Consider the following 21,811-nt stretch of genomic DNA (forward strand, 5'->3'; position numbering starts at 1 on the left):
CTTGAGGGGTCGTCCAGGAGCCCATCATGAAGCACAAGCGCGCCATTCCCAACCGCAGCCTGCGCGTGGCCGACCAGATCCAGCGCGACGTGGCCGAGCTCATCCGCGAGCTGAAGGACCCGCGCATCGGCATGGTCACGATCCAGGCCGTCGAGGTCACGCCCGACTACGCGCACGCGAAGGTGTTCTTCTCGGTGCTGATCGGTGACCCGGCGGAGTGCGCCGCCGCGCTGAACGAGGCCGCCGGCTACCTGCGCAACAGCCTGTTCAAGCGCCTGCAGATCCACACCGTGCCCACGCTGCACTTCCAGTTCGACCGCACCACCGAGCGCGCAGCCGACCTCAACGCGCTGATCCACCAGGCCAACGCCACCCGGGCGAAGGACGCGGACGATCAAACGGGTACCCCCGAGGCCTGACGTGAACCCGGTCGCGTTGAACCGTCCGCCCCGCCGCGCGCCGCAAGCCGCGCGCGAGCCGCGCGCACCGCGCCGTGCGCTGCACGGCGTGCTGCTGCTCGACAAGCCGCTGGGCTGGTCGAGCAACGACGCGCTGCAGAAGGTCAAGGGCATGCTGCGCGCCGAGAAGGCGGGGCACACCGGCACCCTCGATCCACTGGCGACCGGCCTGCTGCCGCTGTGCTTCGGCGCTGCGACCAAGTTCTCTCAGGCCAGTCTGGACGCCGACAAGACCTACCGCGCGACGTTGAAGCTCGGCGTCACGCGCGTCGGTGGCGATGGCGAGGGCGAGGTGATCGAGACGCGTCCGGTCACCTTCGACGATGCGGCGCTGCGGGCCGCCTGCGCCGCCCTGACCGGCGAGACCATGCAGCTGCCGCCGATGCATTCGGCGCTCAAGCACGAGGGCAAGGCGCTCTACGAATACGCGCGTGCCGGCGTCGAGATCGAGCGCTCGCCGCGGCGCGTCACGATTCATCGACTGGACATCCTGCGCTGGCAAGGTGACGAGCTCGACATCGAGGTCTGCGTCAGCAAGGGCACCTACATCCGTACGCTCGCCGAAGACCTGGGCTGCGCGCTCGGCTGTGGTGCGCACCTGGGCGCGCTGCGCCGCGTAGCCAGCGGGCCGGTGCGGCTCGATGGCGCGATCACGATCGACGCGCTGCAGGCGCTCGACCCAGCGCTGCGCGAGCAGCGCCTGCTGCCGCCCGACGTGCTGCTGGCCGACTGGCCGGCCGTGCGACTGGTGGCCGACGAAGCCGGCCGCTTCCTGTCCGGCCTGCGTCGCCGCGTCGACGCCGGCGACTGCACGGCCGTGCGGGTCTACGGACCCGAGCCGCGCGCCTTCCTCGGCAGCGCCCACGTGAAGGCTGGCGAACTGATCCCGGGCCGGCTGTTGAGCCCGGCCGAGGTGCAGGCACTGATCGACGCCGACACCGTGACCGACGTACCCGTTACCGAATCCAAGCAAGTGAGCATGACATGACGACCAGCAACAACGCCCGCCAGATCCGCAACGTGGCGATCATCGCGCACGTCGACCACGGCAAGACCACGCTCGTGGACCAGCTGCTGCGCCAGAGCGGCACCTTCCGCGAGAACGAGAAGGTCGCCGAGCGCGTGATGGACAGCAACGACATCGAGAAGGAGCGTGGCATCACGATCCTGTCGAAGAACTGCGCCGTCGAGTGGAAGGGCACCCACGTCAACATCGTCGATACCCCGGGGCACGCCGACTTCGGCGGCGAGGTCGAGCGCGTGCTGTCGATGGTCGACTCGGTACTGCTGCTGGTCGATGCGGTGGAAGGCCCGATGCCCCAGACCCGCTTCGTCACCAAGAAGGCGCTGGCGCTGGGCCTGAAGCCCATCGTCGTCGTCAACAAGGTCGACCGCCCCGGTGCCCGGCCCGACTACGTGATCAACGCCACCTTCGACCTGTTCGACAAGCTCGGTGCCACCGAGGAGCAGCTCGACTTCCCCATCATCTACGCATCCGGCCTGAACGGCTGGGCGTCGACGACGCCCGGCGAGGTCGGCACGAACATGGCGCCGCTGTTCGATGCGGTGCTCGAGCATGTGCCGCCGCACGAAGGCGATCCGGAAGGCCCGCTGCAGCTGCAGATCTGCTCGCTCGACTACTCCACCTTCGTCGGCCGCATCGGCATCGGCCGCATCAACCAGGGCACGCTCAAGCCGATGCAGGACGTGTCGGTGTTCTCCGGTGAGGACAGCATCCCGTTCAAGGCGCGCGTGAACCAGGTGCTGAAGTTCGATGGCCTGGAACGCGTGCAGGCCACCGAGGCCGGCCCGGGCGACATCGTGTTGATCAACGGCATCGAGGACATCGGCATCGGCGTCACGCTGACCGACATCGACGATCCGGTGCCGCTGCCGATGCTGGAAGTGGACGAGCCGACGCTGACGATGAACTTCTGCGTCAACAACTCGCCGCTGGCCGGCCGCGAAGGCAAGTTCGTCACCAGTCGCCAGCTGCGCGACCGCCTCGACCGCGAGCTGCAGAGCAACGTGGCGCTGCGTGTCAAGGACACCGACGAGGACGGCATCTTCGAGGTCTCGGGCCGTGGCGAACTGCACCTGACCATCCTGCTGGAGAACATGCGCCGCGAAGGCTACGAGCTCGCGGTGAGCAAGCCGCGCGTGGTGTTCCACGAGGTCGACGGCGAACGCCAGGAACCGATGGAGCTGGTGACGGCCGACGTCGAGGAGCAGCACCAGGGCGGCGTGATGCAGGCGCTGGGCCTGCGCAAGGCCGACCTGGTGAACATGGAGCCCGACGGCATGGGCCGCGTGCGCCTGGAGTACCGCATTCCGGCGCGCGGCCTGATCGGCTTCTCCAACGAGTTCATGAACCTGACCCGCGGCACCGGGCTCATCAGCAACATCTTCGACGGCTACGAGGCCTACAAGGGCGAGATCGAGGGCCGCAAGAACGGTGTGCTGATCAGCCAGGACGATGGCGAGATCGTGACCTATGCGCTCGGCAAGCTCGACGACCGCGGCCGCATGTTCGTCAAGGCCGGCGATCCGGTGTACGAAGGCATGCTGGTCGGCATCCACTCGCGCGACAACGATCTGGTGGTCAACGCGGTGCGCGCCAAGCAGCTCACCAACTTCCGCGTCAGCGGCAAGGAAGACGCGATCAAGATCACGCCCCCGATCATCCTGTCGCTCGAGTACGCGGTGGAGTTCATCGCCGACGACGAGCTGGTGGAGATCACCCCGAAGTCGATCCGGCTGCGCAAGCGCCACCTGAAGGAGCACGAACGCAAGCGTGCATCGCGCGAAGTCGCTTGAGTCCTTGCCGGGGTCGATGACACACGGACGTGCGGTCACGCTGATGATCGTGGTGACGCTCCTGTGGAGCATCGCCGGTGTCGTCACGCGCCATCTCGACGCGGCGCGCAGTTTCGAGGTGACGTTCTGGCGCAGCCTGTTCAATGCCCTGGCGCTGACCGTGGCGCTGAGCGCGATGCGCGGTGCGGCGCTGTGGCGCGGCCTGCTGCACGCGCCCTGGCCGGTGTGGGCGTCCGGGCTGTGCTGGGCGACGATGTTCACCGCCTTCATGGTGGCGATCACGCTGACGACCGTGGCTAACGTGCTGGTCACGATGGCGATCGGCCCGCTGATCACGGCGCTGTTCGCACGGCTTTTCCTGCATCACCGGCTGCCGGCGCGCACCTGGATCGCGATCGCGATCGGCGGCGGCGGCATCGCCTGGATGTTCGGTCGGGAGGCCGGTGCGGGCCTGTCGCTGTCGGGCACCCTGATCGCGCTGACCGTGCCGCTGGCGGCGGCCACCAACTGGACGGTGCTGCAGCACGCCAGCCATGGCCCCGGCGACCCCGACGAGGCGGCCGCGACCTCACAGGACATGCTGCCGGCCGTGCTGATCGGCGCGCTGCTCTCTGCGGCCGTGGCGCTGCCGCTCGCCTGGCCGTTGCAGGCCTCGGGTCACGATCTCGGGTTGCTCGGCCTGCTGGGCGCCGTGCAACTGGCCATTCCCTGCCTGCTGGTGGTGAGGCTGACGCGCGAACTGCCGGCGCCGGAGATTGCGCTGCTGGGCCTGCTCGAGGTGCTGTTCGGCGTGACCTGGGCCTGGCTCGGGGCCGGCGAGCGGCCGGGGCCGAGCACGCTGACCGGTGGTGCCCTGGTGCTCGGCGCGCTGGTCGTCAACGAAGCACTCGCGCTGAGGCAGCGGCGCTGAAAGTCCCGAGCCTCGGCGTGGCGCGCAACTGCTAGGCTGGCGACAAGACCAAGCCGCTGGAGCCGCCGAGATGCAGAAGCCCGCCCGTTTCCTGGTGATGATCGAGTCGGACGGTGCGATGCTGGCGCGGTTGTTCGATGCCGAGCGACGGCAGCTCGCCGAGTTCGATGCGTCGTCGGAGGAGGTGGTCGTGATGACCAGCGGGCTGGCGCCCACGAACGACGCCGCCGGCAAGCCGTGGGAGGAGGCGCTCGCCGGCCACAGCGACAGCGAGCGCCATGCCGCGCGGGTCTACATGCTCGATGTCTGAGCCGGCCATGGCTTGCGTCTCGAGGTGTCGTTCCGTGAGCGATTGAAACTGGGGCTCGACAGCCCGGGGCGCCCGCCACAGCATGCGCCGTGCGCTGCACGAGGTGCGCTGTCCAGCATAGCCGGCGTCCTCACGTGCCGCCATTGCTTCGGAGATCGGAAGAATCAGCATGCAGGCCGCTGCATTCGGAGTGCAGGCCGGGGGGCCACGGCCGCCGGTGCGGGCTCGGCGCGCGATCCTGGCCGTCGCTGCTCTCGTGCTGGCAGGAGCGGCTCATTCCGAGCCGTCCTTGCCCTGGACGCCGAGCGCCCAGGCCCGACACTGGCTGCAGTGGCTGGTCGACGAAGCCGGACTGGATCTCACGCTTACGCAATGGCCACTCCCGCGGCATGCGGTGCGACACGCGCTCGATCGCCTGCCATCCGACTTGGCCCCGGCGCTGCAGGACGCACGCCGGCAGGTGCTGAACGAACTGCAGGATGCCGCGGGCGCCAGTATGACGCTCGCGCTGCGCAACCCGGGTGAACGCCTGGCGGGCTTCGGCGAGGACGCGACGCCGGGCAGCGCTGCGTCGTTCCGCTCCCCGGCTTTCGAGGGCGCGCGGGTGGCGGCGCAGCTCGGGGTCCGCGCGGAGCGCGCAGCCGTCGGCCGCAGCGAGGCCGCCACGTTTCGCCTGGAGGGCTCGGCGGTCGCCACCGAACTGTTCGGCGTGCAGTTCCAGGCCTGGTCCCGGCGCAGCTGGTGGGGGCCCGGCTGGCAAAGCAGCCTCGCGTTGAGCGACAACGCGCCGGCGCTCAACGGCGTGGGCGTGCAACGCAGTTCGGCCTCGACCTCCGCATCGCCCTGGCTGGCCTGGCTCGGCCCATGGAACTTCGAGTTCCTGCTCGCGCAGCTCGAGGATGTCGACGTGCCGGCCGATCCCTACCTCATCGGCATGCGCCTGACGCTGCGGCCTTGGGCACCGCTGGAGATCGGCCTGACCCGCACCGCGCAGTGGGGCGGTGAGGGCCGCCGGCGTTCGTTGGGCAGCTTCTTCGACGCGCTGACCGGGACGGGCCTGAACCCGAGCGACGAAGCCGGGCGGGCCCGCGACCCGGCCAACCAGTTGGCCGGGGTCGATGCCCGGTTGCGCTGTCCTTCCTGGCTCAACTGCGCGGCCTACCTGCAGATGATCGGCGAGGACGAGGCGGGCGGGCTGCCCTCGAGCTACCTCGGGCTGTACGGCGTCGAGGTTTGGTCGGGTGCAGGCCGGCACCGCTGGTTCGCCGAACTGCTGGAATCAGGCTGCAAGATGCCCGTGCTTCGCACGGGCACGCGACCCTGCGCCTACCGCAACTACGCCTACCCGGAAGGCTACGTCAGCGCCCATCGCTGGCTGGGCGCCGGCAGTGGCCCCGATTCCCGGCTGCTGGCGCTGGGATGGTTGAACACCGACTGGGACGCGACGCTGCGCCTGTACCACGGCCGCATCGGCTCGCGGATCGGCAGCTTCAGCGCGGCCGATCGCGATCCGCAGACGTCGGGCCGTCTGACGGGTGTGACCGCACGCAGGGAGATGACGTGGGGACGGCTGCGGTTCACGCCGGAGTTCGGCTGGTTGCGCCTGAGCGCGCCGGCAGGGACCTCGCACGATGTGCGTGTCGGGCTGACGATGGACATGATGCTGGGCGACGGCGCGGATCCATGAATCCTGAGGCGGCCGGCGTGAAGCGCAACAGCTAGGCCTTCTTGATGGCGCGGAAGTAGACCCCCACCGTGAAGAAGCGCTCCAGCGGCGCGATCTTCCGCAGGACGTTGAACACTGGAAGCAGAGGACTGCGCCCGCGGTTATAGCGAATCTCGGTGGCAGCCCAGTCGCGCGATGTTATGTAGCGTTGCAACTGGTCGGGACGGAGCTTGTTGAGGCCCAGATCCATGGCCGATCGAATGGTTTTCCCGCACTGCGCCGATACTCTTTGGCATATCCATTTCTCCGGCAGTATGACGTGCAGCCATGGCAGCTTTAACCTGAATCGGCCATGGTCGCCCCAAGGACTGAAATAGAAAGGAGAGAAACCAGCTGCCAACGTTCCTCCAGGGGCCAGCAGGCGATAGATGTGACCGACCATCGCATCGAGTTGCTCGACGTGCTCGAAGGTATCCTTGCTGATGATCAGATCAAATTCGCCCTGCACATCTGCAATATCTATCGTTCGAAAGCGGACGTGTTCTTGCAGTTTCCCGTAGTTGCTTCTGACGTTCGAACTGGCGAACGCGATGCGATCGTCGTCAAGATCGATTCCCAGCACCGACGAGGCCCCGGACTGAGCCGCGTGCACAGAAAGCGCACCATGTCCGCAGCCGATCTCGAGAATCCTCTTGCCGCCGAACGGCAGTTCGACGCCGAGCCGCTCCAGCCAGCCCTTGTTGGCGATCATTTCCCGCTGGAAGTATGCTTGATCGCGGCGCACCTGCAATTCGGCGTCGCTCTCTCCCGGCAGGGATGGCAGAGCCCACGGTTGAAAACTTTGCATGATTATTTCCTTGAAATACCAGGCAATAGTCATCCCCGCATTTGAAATGCGCGGAGTAGTTTTAGCCTGCAAATAGGCTACCGAGTTCTCCGGTTTTTCGGCTGACGCGCAGTTGCACGTCAGATGCTCGTCAGGCCCTTGTCACTCTGCGGACGCCAAGTAGCAACGAGGCCCACGTGGCGGCGATAGCGGTGCGCAGAGCCGCCGGGCCTGAAAGGAGCAGTCGCGCAAGAGTGCGCAAAGTCCGATCGGTCGCCGTCATTCACCCCGCATGGCCGCGCCTTGCTGTGGATGGTCACTTGGAGCTGTGCAACTGGGACAATGCAGGCATTGAGCGTGCATCCCTTGAGTGATCCTCTTCTTTGCACGCGGCTCTCTGGGGCAGCCCAAGTGGAACGAGAACTCTTTTCAGATCAACGGCGGAGTCTGTGGCGTCTGTCGGTTGCGCCGATGATGGACTGGACCGATCGCCATTGCCGCCATTTCCACCGGCTGCTCTCGCGTCGCACGCGGCTCTACACCGAGATGGTCACCACCGGTGCGCTGCTGCACGGCGACGTGCCGCGGCACCTCGACTTCGGGCCCGAGGAGCATCCGGTCGCGCTGCAGCTGGGGGGCAGCGAGCCCGACGATCTGGCGGCCTGCGCGAAGCTTGGCGAGCGCTGGGGCTATGACGAGATCAATCTCAATTGCGGCTGTCCCAGCGAACGCGTGCAACGCGGTGCCTTCGGCGCCTGCCTGATGGCCGAACCCGATCTGGTGGCCGACGGCGTGAAGGCCATGCGCGACGCGGTGAGCATTCCGGTCACTGTGAAGCACCGCATCGGCATCGACCGGACCGAGAGTTACGAGTTCGTGCGCGATTTCGTCGGCACCGTGGCCGCTGCCGGCTGCGAGGTTTTCATGGTGCATGCACGCAATGCCTGGCTGAAGGGCCTCAGCCCGAAGGAGAACCGCGAGCTGCCACCGCTGCGCTACGAGTGGGTCTACCGGCTAAAGCGCGACTTCCCGGCGTTGACGATCGTGCTGAACGGTGGCGTCAAGACCAACGACGAGATCGCGGCGCATCTGTCGCAGGTCGATGGCGTGATGCTCGGGCGCGAGGCCTACCACCATCCCTGGCTGATGGCCGGCTGGGATGCACGCTTCTTCGGCGACGCACCGCTCGAGCGCGATCGCACCGATGTCGAGGCGGCGATGGTGCGCTACATGGAGCTTCAGCTGTTGCAGGGCGAGCCCTGGTCGCGCGTATCGCGCCACATGCTCGGCCTGTGGAACGGCATGCCCGGCGCCCGGCGCTGGCGTCAGGTCTGGTCGGATCACCGGCTCAAGAACGAGCCGCCGGAGGTGGTGTCGGAGCAGGCGCGCCGCCGGCCGGCGATGAGCGAGGTCACGGCGGCGGCCTGACGGCGCCGCGGGCCTTTCGGTTCAGGACGCGGCGTTCCGCTGTGCCGGCCAGGTCGCCAGCACCACGCCGGCCAGTGCCAACGCAAAGGCGCCGAGCTGCGTACTGCTGACCTGTTCGCCCAGCAGCAGCACGCCGACCGCCGCGGCGCTGACCGGCAGCAGTACCGTGAAAACGCCGGCCGACGACGCCGGCACGTGCTTCAGCCCGGTCATCCACAGCCACACCGTGGCCACGCTGGCCGCGAGGGCGTAGAACAGCAGCAGCACCCAGACGCCGCTTCGCACGGCCGTGAAGTTGAACTGCCAGGCCTGCCACAGGCCGAACGGCGTCACCAGCGCCAGGCCCCACAGGTTGACCAGGGCGCTGATGCGGCGCGCACTCAGCTGGCCGGTGAGCTTCTTGCCGATCACCACGTAGAGCGCCTCGCAGAACACGGCACCCAGCAGCAGCGTGTTGCCGAGCAGCGAACTGTCGTCACCTTCGGAGCCGGCCTGGCCGAGCGAGACCAGCGCGATCCCGGCCACCGCGCAGCCGATGCCGCCGGCCACGCGCGGCGCGATGCGCTCGCGCAGCCCGGCCCACGACAGCAGCGCCACGACGGCCGGGAGGGCCGCCATGATCACGCCGGCCGCCAGGGCCGAGCTCAGCGCCACGCCGAACAGCATGCATACCGAGAACAGGAAGTTGCCGAAGAAGGCCTCGAGGAAGAGCAGCCAGCGATCGTGCCGGCTCAACCGCGGCTCGTCGGCGGCCCGGCGCACCCAGTGCGCCATCGCGATGGCGGCGATGCCGAAGCGCAGCCAGGCCAGCAGCAGGACCGGGAACACCGCGACCAGCAGTTTCGACAGGCCGACGTAGCTGCCGACCAGCGCCATGCTGGCGCCGAGGCTGGCGTAGGCCCACCACGGCACGCGGTGGGCACTGCTCGCCGGGTGGGGAAAGGACGGTCCGGCGCTCACGCGCAGAGGGCGCGGAGCAGCGCCGGCCTCACGCCGACTGCGCTGCCCGGTGGCACTGCCAGCGCCAGGCGTCGGTGCACATCTGTTCGAGGTCGCGCCGGGTGCGCCAGCCCAGCCGCTGCAGCGCGAGCGCCGGATCGGCCCAGCAGGCGGCCACGTCGCCGGGCCGCCGATCGACGATGCGGTAAGGCACCGGGCGACCGCTGGCCTTCTCGAAGGCCGCCACCATGTCGAGCACGGAGATGCCCAGGCCGGTGCCCAGGTTCACCGTCAGCAGGCCGGGCTCGCGGGCCAGGCTGTCGAGCGCCGCGACGTGGCCCTCGGCGAGGTCCATCACGTGGATGTAGTCGCGCACGCCGGTGCCGTCGGGCGTCGGGTAGTCGCCGCCGAACACCTGCAACTGCGGCCGCTGGCCCACCGCCACCTGCGCGACATAGGGCATCAGGTTGTTCGGGATGCCCGACGGGTCTTCGCCGATCTGGCCGCTCTCGTGGGCGCCGACCGGGTTGAAGTAGCGCAGCCGCGCGATGCGCCACTGCGGCTCGGATTTCGACAGGTCGGCGAGGATCTGCTCGACCATCAGCTTGGTCCAGCCGTAGGGATTGGTGGCCGACAGCGGGAAGTCCTCGCGGATCGGTACCGAGGCCGGATCACCGTAGACGGTGGCGGACGACGAGAACACCAGCGTGTGCACCGCGGCGCGGCGCATCGCCTCCAGCAGCCGCAGGGTGCCGGTGATGTTGTTCTCGTAGTACGCAAGCGGCTTCTGCACCGACTCGCCCACCGCCTTCAGCGCGGCGAAGTGGATCACGGCGCGGATCGGGTATTGCGCGAACACGCGGTCCAGCGTGGCCGCGTCGCGCACGTCGCCCTCCACGAAAGCGGGCCGCTTGCCGCACAGCGGTGCCAGGCGGTCGAGCACGTCGCGCTGGCTGTTGCTGAGGTTGTCGAGGATGACGAAGTCATGGCCCGCGTTCGCCAGCGCCACGCTGGTGTGCGAGCCGATGAAGCCAGTGCCGCCGGTCACGAGTATCAATTGCTGCTCCCTGTCGATCGTCGAGGGCCCATCGCGGCAGATCCGCTGCAGCGGCAGGCAACCGGGCCATTGTGCCGGGCCGTCGATTGTGTCAATGTGGCAAAAGTCAGCCTGGGGGCATGGCACTTGCTCCCGAGTCCGGCCTACACCCATTTCGGGTGGTCTTGTTGCCTCAGGGGAGTCCCATGAACGAAAGCTTCTTCAAGCTCGGCACGGTGTTGCGCGCACTGGCCGTGGTCGCGTTGATCGGCGTCGGTGCGCCGGCAGCCCATGCGCAGGCCGCGGCGGCGAAGCCGCAGGTGGTGGTGCTCGCGACCGGCGGCACGATCGCCGGCGCGGGCGCGGCCGCAACCAACAGCGCGTCCTACCAGGCTGCCAAGGTGCCGGTGGACAAGCTGATCGCCGGCGTGCCCGAGCTGGCCGACGTGGCCCAGGTGCGCGGCGAGCAGGTGTTCCAGATCGCCTCGGAAAGCTTCACCAACGAGAAGCTGGTCCAGCTCGGCAAGCGGGTCTCGCAGCTGGTGCGCGACCCGGCGGTGAACGGGATCGTCATCACCCACGGCACCGACACGCTGGAGGAAACCGCGTTTTTCCTGAACCTGGTGATCCGCAGCGATAAGCCGGTGGTCGTGGTCGGCTCGATGCGGCCCGGCACGGCGATGTCGGCCGACGGCATGCTCAACCTCTACAACGCGGTGGTGGTCGCGGCCGACCCGGCCTCGCGCGGCAAGGGCGTGCTGGTGGTGATGAGCGACGAGATCCATTCGGGCCGCGACGTCGCCAAGCGCATCAACATCAAGACCAGCGCCTTCGGCAGCCAGTGGGGGCCGCTCGGCATGGCGGTGGAGGGCAAGACCTACTGGTTCCGGCTGCCCGCCAAGCGCCACACGGTGAACAGCGAGTTCGACATCGACAGCATCGAGGCGCTGCCCGAGGTGGCCATCGTCTACGGCTACGGCAACATGACGACCGAGCTGTACGACGCGGTGCTGCGCTCGGGCGCCAAGGCGGTGATCAATGCCGGCACCGGCAACGGCTCGGTGCCCAACTACGCGGTCGAGAAGCTCAAGGGCGTGCGTGCCCAGGGCGTGCAGGTGATCCGCTCCTCGCGCGTGGCCGACGGCTTCGTGATCCGCAACGCCGAGCAGCCCGACGACAAGTACGACTGGGTCGTCGCGCACGACCTGAACCCGCAGAAGGCCAAGATCCTGGCTGCGGTGGCGCTGACGCGCGGCGCGAGCTCGAAGGACCTGCAGCGGATCTTCTGGGAATACTGAAACGGGTTGGTGGTCGACCGGCTGCAATGGCCGGCCCGGTTGCCGCCGTTCAGGCAACAACGGTGGCCGGCTCGGCGCGCTGCAGGCCGATGACCTCGCTGCTCGCCAGCACGTCGGCCTGCCGCAGCAGTGCGGCCAGCGGCACGTCGCTGGCGGCCAGACCGCCCGGCGACGCGGCGGACTCGGCCACCGCGGTCAGCGTGGGGGTGATACGCCAGGTGGCGGCCACCTTGCCGAACAAGGCGTCGCAGCGCAGTTGCAGTGCGATGGAGAAGGTGTCGCTGAGGGCCGGGGCCGGCACGTCGGCGTGCGGGGTAGAGAGCGTCCGAGCAGCCGCTTCGACGCGTGGCTCGAACAGGCCGCTGCGGTCGAGTTCTCGCAGCGCCACGGTCCAGCCGCTGTTGTGCATCAGCCCGGCCAGATAGCCCTCGAACGCGCTGATCCCACCGGCCGACGCCAGAGCGCTGCAATGCTGTGCCTTGGATTCGGAATGCGCCCACAACCGGGTGCCGGTGCGTGCGAACAGGCCGTCGCCCGAGGTCTCGAACAGCGGGCGCAGCACCACGCGGGCGATCGCCGCATTGAGGCCCACCACGCCGAGGCGGCCGAGCGCCTGCGGGAGGTCCAGGCGCTCGTCGCGTCCGCCGTAAGCGGCACTGCGTGCGGTGCGCAGCACCTCGGCGGTGAGCACCAGGTCGCGGCCGACCTGCTGGGCCAGCGCGTTCAGTGCCAGGTCGTCCCGGCGCAGCATCGCCATCAGTTGCGGGATCACGGCGCGCGCTCGGGGCATCAGGTCGATCGGCGCACCGGGCCTCGCGAGCAGTTCGTCGATGAGATGCAGTGCGTGCCGCTCGGTCTCGGCGTCCACGGGACGGCCGGCGTCCATACCTTGTCCCAGCAGCCAGGGCAGCAGCGGCAGCGGCGTGCCACCGAAGACGATGGACGGCGACGGCGGCGTTTCGGCGACCTGCAACGGCGCCGCTCCCGATCTGGCTACGGGGGTGACCGGCCGGGTCGGCGTTTCACGTCCTCGCAGTGCTCGCAGTAACCATCCCACCGTGTTGCTCCACTGGTAGTGCTCGGTGGTTATCGGCCTGGAGTGGGCCGGCTTGAGTGACAAGCGCAACGCCGGCCGGCGTCGGCGCTCAGAACATCGCGCCGTAGCGCGCGTGCTCCCAGTCGCTGACGTGGCGCGCGTAGTCGATCCACTCGGCGCGCTTGAGCCGCACGAACTCGCGGTGCAGCGTGTCGCCGAGCGCGCCGTGCAGCAGCTCGCTGGCCTCGAACGCGTCGACCGCCTCGCCCAGGCTCTGTGGCAGCAGCGCGATGCCGCGCGCCCGGATCTCGGCCAGGCTCAGCGCGAACAGGTCGTCGGTGCAGGCCGGGACGGGATCGAGCTCGCGGTCGATGCCGTCCAGCCCGGCGGCGATCAGCGCCGCGGTCGCCAGGTAGGGGTTGGCCGAGGCATCCGGCACGCGCCACTCGAAACGGCCGGCGAGCGTGCGCACCAGCGCCGTGCGGTTGTTCGGGCCGTGCGCCACATAGGCGGGCGCCCAGCTGGTGCCCGACAGCGACTCGCCCACCACCAGGCGCTTGTAGCTGTTGACCGTGGGCGCTGCCAGTGCGCACAGCGCCGCGCTGTGGGCCAGCACGCCGGCGACGAAATGGCGTCCGAGCCGCGACAAGGGCTCGGACGCATCGGTTCCGCCGAACAGGCAGCGCGCGCCGTCCCACAGCGACACATGGAAATGCAGCCCGCTGCCCGGCTGGTTGGCGAAGGGCTTGGGCATCATCGAGAACACACAGCCCTGCTGTTCGGCGAGCGCGTGCGCGGCCAGCTTGAACAGCATCACGTGGTCGGCGCTGCGCAGCGCCTCGTCGTGGCGGAAGTTGAGCTCGTACTGGCCGTGGGCGTCCTCGTGGTCGATCTGCAGCACCTGCAGGCCAGCGCCTTCGAGTGCGACACGCAGCGCCTGCAGGAAGCCCTGCTGGCGCGGCAGGCTCTTGAGGTCGTAGCTGGGCTTGTCGAGCCGGTCGGCGTCGTCGGCCGGCACGTAGCGCGGGCCCTCGCGGCGGAGCAGGAAGAACTCGGGCTCGATGCCGGTCTGCAGCGTCCATCCGCGTGCGGCGAGGCGGGCGGTGGCGCGCTTGAGCACCTGGCGTGGACAGGCATCGAAGGCGCTGCCGCCGACGAAGCCGTCGCCGACGAGGCGCGCGACGCCGGGCATCCACGGCAACGCCTGCAGCGTGGCGGCGTCACCGCGAGCGTAGTACTCGGCCCGGGGGCCGGTGCGCGGCAGGCCGGTTCCCCAGATCGACGGGCCGGCGAACCCCGCGCCGTCGGCCAGCACGGCTTCCAGCTGGTGCAGCGGCAGCAGCTTGCCCTTGGCAACGCCGTGCAGGTCGGTGAACTGCACCAGCAGCGTGTGCACGCCCTCGGCGGCGAGCGACGCGCCCGCCGAGCGAGAGAACTCGGCAAGCGAGGCCGGCGTCTCAGCCACGCGCGGCCGCCTTCAGCGCATCGCTGAGGATGCCCAGGGCCTCGCCGAACACCGCATGCTCGATGGTCAGCGGGAACAGGAAGCGCAGCACGTTGCCGTCGACACCGCAGCTCAGCAGGATGAGATGGCGACGCAGCGCCTCGGCCTGCACGCGCTTGGTCATCTCGGCGTCGGGCGCCTGGGTCTTGGGGTGCTGGAATTCGACCGCGACCATCGCGCCCAGCCCGCGCACGTCGGCGATCTGCGGGACCTCGGTCCGCAGACCGTTGAGCAGGGTCTTGAGTTCGCTGCCGAGCTGTTGCCCGCGCTCGGGCAGTTTTTCCTCGGCCATCACCTCGATCACCGCATGGGCTGCGGCGATGGCCAGCGGGTTGCCGGCATAGGTGCCACCCAGGCCGCCCGGGGCCGGCGCATCCATGATCTCGGCGCTGCCGGTCACCGCCGACAGCGGCAGGCCGGCGGCCAGGCTCTTGGCGCTGACGAGCAGGTCGGGCAGGACGTTGAAATGCTGCATCGCGAACATCTTGCCGGTGCGGCCGAAGCCGGTCTGCACCTCGTCGGCGATCATCACGATGCCGTGCTCGTCGCACAGCTTGCGCAGCCACTTCACGGCCTCGGCCTGGATCACGTTGAAGCCGCCTTCGCCCTGCACCGGCTCGAACACGATGGCGGCGACGCGGCTGGGCTCGATGTCGGCCTTGAAGAGTTGCTCGACCGCCTTCTTCGCCGCATCGAGCGAGGCCCCGTGGCAAGGGAAGGGCGCGTGGTAGATCTCCGGCGGGAAGGGTCCGAAGCCGGCCTTGTAGGGCTGCACCTTGCCGGTCAGCGCCACCGCGAACAGCGAGCGGCCATGGAAGGCGCCACCGAAGGCGATCACGCCGCCGCGCCGGGTGTAGGCGCGGGCGATCTTGACCGCGTTCTCCACGGCCTCGGCGCCAGTCGAGAAGAAAGCGGTCTTCTTGGCGTGCTTGCCCGGCGTGATGGCGTTGAGCTTCTCGGCCAGCGCAACGTAGCTCTCGTACGGCACGACCTGGTAGCAGCTGTGCGTGAAGCGCTGCAACTGCGCCTCGATGGCGGCGACCACCTTGGGGTGGCGGTGGCCGGTGTTCAGCACCGCGATGCCGCCGGCGAAATCGATGTAGCGCTGGCCCTGCACGTCCCAGAGCAGGGCGTTCTCCGCTCGATCGGCGAAGAAGCTGGCCATCACGCCCACGCCGCGCGGCGTGGCGGCGGCCTTGCGGGCCATCAGCTGTTCATTGCGCGAGATCTTCATGCTCGTCTCCTCTGCCTGCTTGGCGGGCGGTGCGGCCCCCACGGTCTTCAGGCCGCGTTGATGCGCAGCCAGGTCGTCTTCAGTTCCGTGTACTTGTCGAAGGCGTGCAGCGACTTGTCGCGGCCGTTGCCGCTCTGCTTGAAGCCACCGAAAGGCACGGTGATGTCGTCCTCGTCGTACTGGTTCACGTGCACGGTGCCGGCGCGCAGCGCCGCGGCGACGCGATGCGCGCGGTCGATGTGCGAGCTCCACACGCTGGCCTGCAGGCCGTAGGGCGAGTCGTTGGCGAGGCGGATCGCCTCGGCCTCGTCCTTGAACCGGATGATCGACAGCACCGGGCCGAAGATCTCCTCGCGGGCGATCTTCATGTCGTTGCGCACGCCGTCGAAGACGGTCGGCTCGACGTAGTAGCCGCCGGTCTCGCTGCGCGCCTGCTCGCCGCCGGCCAGCACGGTGGCGCCCTCGGCCCGTCCGGCGTCGATGTAGCCCATGACCGTGCGCAACTGGCCGTCGTCGACCAGCGCCCCCATCACGGTCTTGGCGTCCAGCGGGTCGGCGGGGCGGTACTGCGGCGCCTCGGCGGCCACGCGCTTCGCGAAGTCGTCGGCGATGCTCTCGTGCACCAGCAGCCGCGAGGGTGCGTTGCAGCTCTCGCCCTGGTTGAAGAACATGCTGCCGGCCACGGTGGCGGCACAGCGGTCGAGGTCGTCGAAGTCGGGGAACACCAGGAAGGCGCTCTTGCCGCCGAGCTCGTTGTAGACACGCTTGAGGTTGCTGCGTCCGGCGTACTCCAGCATCTTGCGGCCCACGCGGGTGGAGCCGGTGAAGCCGATCGCGTCGACCTGCGGGTGCAGCGCCAGCGCCTCGCCCGCCTCGTGGCCATAGCCGGGCACCACGTTGAACACACCGGGTGGCAGGCCAGCGGCCAGCGCCAGCTCGGCCAGACGCAGCGCGGTCAGCGGGCTCTTCTCGCTGGGCTTGAGCACCACCGAGTTGCCGGCCGCCAGCGCGGGACCGAGCTTCCAGGCGGCCATGATCATCGGGTAGTTCCAGGGCACGATGGCGCCGATCACGCCCATCGCCTCGCGCCGGATCAGCGCCAGCGCGCCGGGGCCGGTCGGCGCGATCTCGTCATAGACCTTGTCGACCGCCTCGGCGTACCAGGCGATGCAGCGCGCGGTGGACGGCACGTCGACGCTGAGCGAATACTGGATGGGCTTGCCCATGTCCAGCGTCTCGAGCAGCGCGAGCTCCTCCTTCGCCGCGAGGATCTTCTCGGAGAAGGCCAGCAGCACGCGCTTGCGCGCGGCGGGCGGGCGCCGCGACCAGCGGCCGTCGTCGAAGGCGGTGCGGGCCGAGGCGACCGCGGCGTCGATGTCGGCGGCCTGGCCGCGGGCCACGCGGCCGAGCACGCGGCCATCGATCGGCGAGACGCAGTCGAAGGATTCGCCGGCCTGTGCCGGATGGCGCTCGCCGCCGATCAGCGCGCGCCCGTCCAGCGTCAGCGCGGCGGAGCGGGCATGCCAGTCGATCGTGGCGGTGGTCATGGTGTGTCCTTCAGGGTCATGATGGCGTAGAGCTTCTTCACCGGCGTGAGGTTCTCCCACACGCCCTCGTAGCCGCCCGGCACCACGAAGGCGTCGCCGGCCTTCAGGCGGGTCTGCGCACCGTCGGCGTCGTTGAGCAGCACCTCGCCCTCGAGCAGTTGGCAGAACTCCTCCTCATGAGCCGCGTACACCACGCGCCAGGCGCCGACGCCACCCGACCAGACGCCCGAAAAGAACTGCCCGCTCGGATCGGTGTAGTGGTTCAGCGTCTCGAAGCGGGGGTCGCCGCGCAACCGCCGCTCCGGGGCCGGCCCTCCCGGCTCGGCGGCGGTGTCGGCGGTGTGAAAGGGGAGCGGGCGCCGGATCATGGTTGGAGAGTCCTGCCACGGCGAGGCCGCGGCAGGGCGCAGGTCAGAAGAACACGACGATCGAGGCTCCGAGCAGCTGATTGGTCTTCTTGAAGCCGCCGCCGTCGACATCCTCGAACACGGCGCGATCCGCGCCGTCGAAGCGGTACTCGGCCTTCAGCGTGGTGTTCTGGTTGAGCGCGTACTTCAGGCCCACCGTCAGCGCGTAGCGGTTCGCTCCGCGGTCCAGGTCGCCGGCGAGATCCGGCCCGATGCCGTTGCGGCCGTCGTTGCCGTAGACCAGCAAGCCGTTCTCGTCGATGAACGAGTAGCCGTTGTAGGTGTACAGACCGCCGCCGTTCTTTTCGTTCTTGAGGTAGTCGGCGCGCACCAGGCCCTGCAGTCGCGGCGTGATCGCATAGCCGGCGAGGCCCGAGACGCCGTACCAGCGCGCATCGCGGTAACGGCCCGAGGCGTCTGGCGTGACCGCGCCTTCCTTCTGCTGGCCATAGCTGACCTGGCCCTGGACCGTCCAGTCGCCGCGGATGAAGTAGCCGTCCACCTCGAACAGGTGGGCCATGGTGTTGTAGCCGGTGTTGAAGTTCGGCGACTTGCCGTGCAGGCCAGCGAAGCCGAAGCCGTTGAACTCGCCCTTGGAATAGTCGACACGGTAGACCAGCGAGGGCGACTTCTCACCCGGGCCACGCTGGGTGGCGTTGACGTTGGCGATCATCCCGCGCATCCACCACTTGCCGCTGGTCACGTCGAGGCCGACACCGGTGTAGCCGAGCGGCAGCGTGAAGTCGTACAGGAGGTTGTGGGTCGTGAACGGGTTGAGCGTGGGCTGCTGGTACTCGTAGCCCGACCAGTCCGGTATCTGGCCGGCGATCAGCCGTGTCTGCAGGTCGCCGAGCGGCACCGAGACGGAGGCTTCCTGCACGATGCTCAGGCCGTCGATGGCGGCGCCGACGCCGCGGTTCGGCGTCAGCGTGAGCTTCCAGCGGGTGCCGCTGTCGGTCTCCTTGGTGAAGTCGATCGATGCCGCGCCCATGTAGGACGTGTCGTAGAAGTAGCCGTCGCCCTGCTGGTTGAGGAACTGGAAGCCCGCGCGGTCCTGGCGCTGGTTGTAGATGAAGACCGGCTCCACGTAGCCGGTGATCGTCAGGCCCTTGAAGCCCCAGGCCTCGAGGTTGTCCTCGATCGACTCCGTCTTGACCTGCACGCGTGCGAACTCCTGCGCCTGCTCCGGCGTCATGCCCCATTGCGCCGCGGCGGGCGCCGCCGCCGGCGCGGCAGCGGCTCCCTCGGCCGACTTGAGCTTGCTCTCGAGTTCGGTCACGCGGTCCTTCAGCGACTGCAGCTCCTTGAGGAGGTCGGCATTGCTCTGCGCCCGGGCGGCGGGGAAGGCCGCAGCCAGCGCGAGCACGAGCGCCGTGGATTGCAAGTTCTTCATCGGTCGGAACTCCTGTTGACGGTTGTTCGGATTTCTTCGGGTGGCGGGAACTCGTCAGCCGCCGTCGCGCTGCGCCTGGGCCATGGCGCGGCTGCGTTCGCGTTCGGCGCGGGCGATCAGATAGCTCGCGGTGATGACGCCGATGAACACGACGGAAATGATCACGGTCGCCATCGCGTTGACGCTGGGGTTCACGCCCAGGCGAGCGCGCGAGAAGATCACCAGAGGCATCGTGGTGGAGCCCGGCCCCGACAGGAAGGCCGATAGCACCACGTCGTCGAGCGAGATCGTGAAGGTCAGCAGCCAGGCCGAGACCAGCGACTGCGCGATCATCGGCAGCGTCACCAGCGTGAACACCTGGGCCGGCCGCGCGCCCAGGTCCATCGCCGCTTCCTCGAGCTGCGGGTTGAGTTCCTGCAGCCGCGCCTGCACCACGACGGTGGCGTAGGCCATGCCGAGCAGCAGGTGGCCGAGCCAGATGGTCAGCGTGCCGCGTTCCGGAAAACCCAGCGCGCGCTGCACCGACACCAGCATCAGCAGCAGCGACAGGCCGACGATCACCTCGGGCATGACCAGCGGCGCGCTGACCATGCCGCCGAACAGCGTGCGGCCGCGAAAGCGCGTGTACTTGACCAGCGCGAACGCCGCCAGCGTGCCGAGCACCACCGAGCCGCAGGCCGTGAAGAAGGCGATCTTCAGGCTCAGCCACAGGCCGGAGAGCATCTCGTTGTCGGTGGCGAGCTTGGCGTACCACTTCAGCGTGAAGCCGGCCCAGACGCTGGGCAGTGGCGAATCGTTGAAGGAGTAGATGACCAGCGCGACGATCGGCAGGTACAGGAACAGGTAGCCGGCGCCCAGCCAGCCACGCGCAAAGAGCCGGGCGAAGCCGGCGCCGAACAAAGTGCGACGGCCGCTGCTCATCGCCGTGCCTCCTGCGCCTGGGCCTGGTAGCGATTGAAGATCGCCAGCGGCACGATGATCAGCAGGATCATCACCACGGCGACGGTCGACGCCATCGGCCAGTCGTTGTTGCTGAAGAACTCGTCCCACAGCACGCGGCCGATCATCAGCGTCTGCGGTCCGCCCAGCAGTTCGGGGATCACGAACTCGCCGACGCAGGGGATGAAGACCAGCATCGAGCCGGCGATGATGCCGGCCTTCGACAGCGGCACCGTGATCTTCCAGAAGGCGGTGGCCGGCGTGGCGCCCAGGTCGGTGGCCGCCTCCAGCAGCCGCAGGTCCATCTTGGACAGGTTCGCGTACAGCGGCAGGATCATGAACGGCAGGTAGGTGTAGACCATGCCGATGACCAGCGAGAACGGCGAGTTCATGAACTTGCCGAGCGAGGGGATCAGGCCGCCGGCCAGCAGCAGGTGGTCGATGCGCAGCGCGATCAGCAGGTCGGCGACCCAGCCGTTCTCGCCCAGCAGACCCTTCCAGGCATACACGCGCAGCAGGAACGAGGTCCAGAACGGCAGCATCACCAGCATCAGCAGCGCGGGCTGCAGCGTCGCCTTGGCGCGCGCCATGAAGTAGGCGAAGGGATAGCCGATCGCCAGGCACAGCACCGTGGTGACGGCGGCGTACTTCAGGCTCGACAGGTAGGTGGAGAAGTAGAGATCGTCCTGCGTGATGTAGATGTAGTTGCTGAACTTCAGCGACAGGTTGATCACGCCGTCGCTGACCGTGATCAGGTCCTTGAAGTGCACGTTCTCCATCTCGGAGACGCTGATCTTCATGACGATCAGGAACGGGAACAGGAAGAACACCAGCAGCCAGACGTAGGGAATGCCGATGACGGAGCGCCGGCCGCTCAGCAGGCCGGCCAGCCACCCCAGCAGCGGCACCTTCTGCACCCGCGCCATCAGGTCGGGGCGGGCGCTCATTGCGTCAGCACCACTTGCGACGACGGCGACCAGGAGGCCCAGGCGGTGTCGCCCCAGGTCAGCTGGACGTCGCGATGCCGCTCGACGTTGCTCTGGCTGATCTTCAGCACGGCGCCGCTGTCGAGCTGCAGGTGGTAGACGGTGAAGCTGCCGAAGTACGACAGATCCTTGATCGTGCCGCGCGCGCGGTTGTGCGGGCCTGGCGGCTCGTCGGGGCCGAGGCCGATCTTCTCGGGCCGCACCGCGACGCTGACCGTCATGCCCTCGGTGCCCGTGATGCCGTGGCCGACGAAGTGGCTGCAGTCCTTGCAGGAGATCACCACGTGATCGGGGTGGTCCTCGCTCAGCGTGCCGTCCATCAGGTTCACATTGCCGATGAAATCGGCCACGAATCGCGTTGCCGGCGTCTCGTAGACGTCGGCCGGCGCGCCCACCTGCAGCACCTTGCCCTCGCTCATGATCGCGATGCGCGAGGCCATGGTCATGGCTTCTTCCTGGTCGTGCGTCACCATCACGCAGGTCACGCCGACTTCCTCGATGATGTTGACCAGCTCGATCTGCGTTTCCTCGCGCAGCTTCTTGTCGAGCGCGCCGAGCGGCTCGTCGAGCAGCAGCAGCTTGGGCCGCTTGGCCAGGCTGCGCGCCAGCGCGACACGCTGCTGCTGGCCACCGGAGAGCTGGTGCGGCTTGCGCTTGCCGTACTTGCCCAGCTGCACCAGCTTGAGCATCGCGTCGACCCGCTGCGCGACCTCGTCCTTGGGCATGCCGTCGCGACGCAGCCCGAATGCGATGTTGTCCCACACCGTGAGGTGCGGGAACAGCGCGTACGACTGGAACATCATGTTGATCGGCCGCTCGTACGGTGGCATGCCGGCCAGGTCCTGCCCGTTGAGCACGATCCGCCCGGAGGTCGGCGTCTCGAAGCCCGCCAGCATCCGCAGCAGCGTGGTCTTGCCGCAGCCCGACGAGCCCAGCAGCGCGAAGATCTCGCCCTGGGCGATGTCGATGCTGACGTGGTTGACCGCGACGGCACCGCCGCCGAAGTCCTTCACCACGTCCTGGATCTGCAGGTAACCGCTGGCGGCCTTTGCGCCGCCGTTGTCGTTCGCCATCACG

General features: G+C 68.5%; 20 protein-coding genes. 8 read left to right on the forward strand and 12 right to left on the reverse strand.

Annotation, left to right across the window (positions count from 1 at the left end; genetic code table 11):
- The first annotated feature begins 26 nt into the window (after nucleotides 1–26).
- The 6 genes from rbfA to ASC67_RS02415 all read left to right on the forward strand — a co-directional run bounded on the left by rbfA (nucleotide 27) and on the right by ASC67_RS02415 (nucleotide 6,182).
- On the forward strand, nucleotides 27–419 hold the full coding sequence (gene rbfA, locus ASC67_RS02390) for a 30S ribosome-binding factor RbfA (RefSeq protein WP_056314717.1): 393 nt from the start codon (nucleotides 27–29) through the stop codon (nucleotides 417–419).
- Between the two features lie 16 nt (nucleotides 420–435).
- A complete protein-coding gene (gene truB, locus ASC67_RS02395; RefSeq protein ID WP_056315129.1) occupies nucleotides 436–1,446 on the forward strand; it encodes a tRNA pseudouridine(55) synthase TruB in 1,011 nt (336 codons plus the stop codon).
- The gene (typA, locus tag ASC67_RS02400) at nucleotides 1,443–3,275 is read left to right on the forward strand and encodes a translational GTPase TypA (protein WP_056314719.1); all 1,833 of its coding nucleotides are present in this window, start codon (nucleotides 1,443–1,445) and stop codon (nucleotides 3,273–3,275) included. The genes truB and typA overlap by 4 nt, the downstream gene beginning before the upstream one ends.
- A gap of 16 nt (nucleotides 3,276–3,291) precedes the next feature.
- Nucleotides 3,292–4,185 (forward strand): DMT family transporter, encoded by an 894-nt coding sequence (locus ASC67_RS02405; RefSeq protein ID WP_056314721.1) that lies wholly within the window; start codon nucleotides 3,292–3,294, stop codon nucleotides 4,183–4,185.
- 70 nt (nucleotides 4,186–4,255) lie between these two features.
- Nucleotides 4,256–4,495, forward strand: a complete 240-nt coding sequence (locus tag ASC67_RS02410; RefSeq protein ID WP_056314723.1) for a hypothetical protein — start codon at nucleotides 4,256–4,258, stop codon at nucleotides 4,493–4,495.
- 169 nt (nucleotides 4,496–4,664) lie between these two features.
- The gene (locus ASC67_RS02415) at nucleotides 4,665–6,182 is read left to right on the forward strand and encodes a capsule assembly Wzi family protein (protein ID WP_082535776.1); all 1,518 of its coding nucleotides are present in this window, start codon (nucleotides 4,665–4,667) and stop codon (nucleotides 6,180–6,182) included.
- A gap of 31 nt (nucleotides 6,183–6,213) precedes the next feature.
- On the opposite strand, the gene ASC67_RS02420 is transcribed toward ASC67_RS02415, so the two are convergent.
- A complete protein-coding gene (locus ASC67_RS02420; protein WP_082535777.1) occupies nucleotides 6,214–7,041 on the reverse strand; it encodes a methyltransferase in 828 nt (275 codons plus the stop codon).
- 288 nt (nucleotides 7,042–7,329) lie between these two features.
- Between ASC67_RS02420 and dusA the strand changes: the two genes are divergently transcribed.
- A complete protein-coding gene (gene dusA, locus ASC67_RS02425; RefSeq protein WP_082535778.1) occupies nucleotides 7,330–8,415 on the forward strand; it encodes a tRNA dihydrouridine(20/20a) synthase DusA in 1,086 nt (361 codons plus the stop codon).
- A gap of 21 nt (nucleotides 8,416–8,436) precedes the next feature.
- Here dusA and ASC67_RS02430 read toward each other — a convergent pair whose 3' ends face one another.
- Entirely contained in the window at nucleotides 8,437–9,291 is an 855-nt protein-coding gene (locus tag ASC67_RS02430) for a DMT family transporter (RefSeq protein WP_056315131.1), read from the reverse strand.
- A gap of 112 nt (nucleotides 9,292–9,403) precedes the next feature.
- On the reverse strand, nucleotides 9,404–10,411 hold the full coding sequence (gene galE / locus ASC67_RS02435; protein WP_056314730.1) for a UDP-glucose 4-epimerase GalE: 1,008 nt from the start codon (nucleotides 10,409–10,411) through the stop codon (nucleotides 9,404–9,406).
- A 185-nt stretch (nucleotides 10,412–10,596) separates the two neighbouring features.
- On the opposite strand from galE, the gene ASC67_RS02440 reads away from it, so the two are divergent.
- Nucleotides 10,597–11,688 (forward strand): type II asparaginase, encoded by a 1,092-nt coding sequence (locus ASC67_RS02440; protein ID WP_056314732.1) that lies wholly within the window; start codon nucleotides 10,597–10,599, stop codon nucleotides 11,686–11,688.
- A gap of 49 nt (nucleotides 11,689–11,737) precedes the next feature.
- On the opposite strand, the gene ASC67_RS02445 is transcribed toward ASC67_RS02440, so the two are convergent.
- From ASC67_RS02445 to ASC67_RS02485, 9 genes are all read right to left on the reverse strand, one after another.
- Entirely contained in the window at nucleotides 11,738–12,661 is a 924-nt protein-coding gene (locus tag ASC67_RS02445; protein WP_056314734.1) for an HDOD domain-containing protein, read from the reverse strand.
- A gap of 172 nt (nucleotides 12,662–12,833) precedes the next feature.
- Nucleotides 12,834–14,189, reverse strand: coding sequence for a type III glutamate--ammonia ligase (gene glnT / locus ASC67_RS02450; protein WP_082535780.1), 1,356 nt, complete (start codon nucleotides 14,187–14,189; stop codon nucleotides 12,834–12,836).
- Nucleotides 14,182–15,462 (reverse strand): 4-aminobutyrate--2-oxoglutarate transaminase, encoded by a 1,281-nt coding sequence (gene gabT / locus ASC67_RS02455; RefSeq protein WP_056314736.1) that lies wholly within the window; start codon nucleotides 15,460–15,462, stop codon nucleotides 14,182–14,184. The genes glnT and gabT overlap by 8 nt, the downstream gene beginning before the upstream one ends.
- A gap of 47 nt (nucleotides 15,463–15,509) precedes the next feature.
- Entirely contained in the window at nucleotides 15,510–17,009 is a 1,500-nt protein-coding gene (locus ASC67_RS02460; protein WP_056314739.1) for an aldehyde dehydrogenase, read from the reverse strand.
- Nucleotides 17,006–17,302: a cupin domain-containing protein gene (locus ASC67_RS02465; protein ID WP_235566194.1), complete on the reverse strand. Its 297-nt coding sequence runs from the start codon at nucleotides 17,300–17,302 to the stop codon at nucleotides 17,006–17,008. Before ASC67_RS02465 ends, ASC67_RS02460 begins: the two co-directional genes overlap by 4 nt.
- A 118-nt stretch (nucleotides 17,303–17,420) precedes the next feature.
- A complete protein-coding gene (locus ASC67_RS02470; RefSeq protein ID WP_056314744.1) occupies nucleotides 17,421–18,809 on the reverse strand; it encodes a DUF3138 family protein in 1,389 nt (462 codons plus the stop codon).
- A gap of 54 nt (nucleotides 18,810–18,863) precedes the next feature.
- A complete protein-coding gene (locus tag ASC67_RS02475) occupies nucleotides 18,864–19,730 on the reverse strand; it encodes an ABC transporter permease (protein WP_156466623.1) in 867 nt (288 codons plus the stop codon).
- A complete protein-coding gene (locus tag ASC67_RS02480; protein WP_082535781.1) occupies nucleotides 19,727–20,695 on the reverse strand; it encodes an ABC transporter permease subunit in 969 nt (322 codons plus the stop codon). The genes ASC67_RS02475 and ASC67_RS02480 overlap by 4 nt, the downstream gene beginning before the upstream one ends.
- Entirely contained in the window at nucleotides 20,692–21,807 is a 1,116-nt protein-coding gene (locus tag ASC67_RS02485) for an ABC transporter ATP-binding protein (RefSeq protein ID WP_056314747.1), read from the reverse strand. Before ASC67_RS02485 ends, ASC67_RS02480 begins: the two co-directional genes overlap by 4 nt.
- Nucleotides 21,808–21,811: the final 4 nt, after the last annotated feature.

Source organism: Methylibium sp. Root1272, assembly GCF_001425905.1.
Lineage (GTDB): Bacteria > Pseudomonadota > Gammaproteobacteria > Burkholderiales > Burkholderiaceae_C > Methylibium.

Bases quoted from the DNA above. Each gene is read 5' to 3' on its own strand.
- rbfA (WP_056314717.1), top strand. From the start codon at position 27: ATGAAGCACAAGCGCGCCATTCCCAACCGCAGCCTGCGCGTGGCCGAC.
- typA (WP_056314719.1), top strand. From the start codon at position 1,443: ATGACGACCAGCAACAACGCCCGCCAGATCCGCAACGTGGCGATCATC.
- ASC67_RS02405 (WP_056314721.1), top strand. From the start codon at position 3,292: ATGACACACGGACGTGCGGTCACGCTGATGATCGTGGTGACGCTCCTG.
- ASC67_RS02410 (WP_056314723.1), top strand. From the start codon at position 4,256: ATGCAGAAGCCCGCCCGTTTCCTGGTGATGATCGAGTCGGACGGTGCG.
- ASC67_RS02415 (WP_082535776.1), top strand. From the start codon at position 4,665: ATGCAGGCCGCTGCATTCGGAGTGCAGGCCGGGGGGCCACGGCCGCCG.
- ASC67_RS02420 (WP_082535777.1), bottom strand. From the start codon at position 7,041: ATGACTATTGCCTGGTATTTCAAGGAAATAATCATGCAAAGTTTTCAA.
- dusA (WP_082535778.1), top strand. From the start codon at position 7,330: ATGCAGGCATTGAGCGTGCATCCCTTGAGTGATCCTCTTCTTTGCACG.
- ASC67_RS02430 (WP_056315131.1), bottom strand. From the start codon at position 9,291: ATGGCGCTGGTCGGCAGCTACGTCGGCCTGTCGAAACTGCTGGTCGCG.
- ASC67_RS02440 (WP_056314732.1), top strand. From the start codon at position 10,597: ATGAACGAAAGCTTCTTCAAGCTCGGCACGGTGTTGCGCGCACTGGCC.
- gabT (WP_056314736.1), bottom strand. From the start codon at position 15,462: ATGAAGATCTCGCGCAATGAACAGCTGATGGCCCGCAAGGCCGCCGCC.
- ASC67_RS02460 (WP_056314739.1), bottom strand. From the start codon at position 17,009: ATGACCACCGCCACGATCGACTGGCATGCCCGCTCCGCCGCGCTGACG.
- ASC67_RS02470 (WP_056314744.1), bottom strand. From the start codon at position 18,809: ATGAAGAACTTGCAATCCACGGCGCTCGTGCTCGCGCTGGCTGCGGCC.
- ASC67_RS02475 (WP_156466623.1), bottom strand. From the start codon at position 19,730: ATGAGCAGCGGCCGTCGCACTTTGTTCGGCGCCGGCTTCGCCCGGCTC.
- ASC67_RS02480 (WP_082535781.1), bottom strand. From the start codon at position 20,695: ATGAGCGCCCGCCCCGACCTGATGGCGCGGGTGCAGAAGGTGCCGCTG.
- ASC67_RS02485 (WP_056314747.1), bottom strand. From the start codon at position 21,807: ATGGCGAACGACAACGGCGGCGCAAAGGCCGCCAGCGGTTACCTGCAG.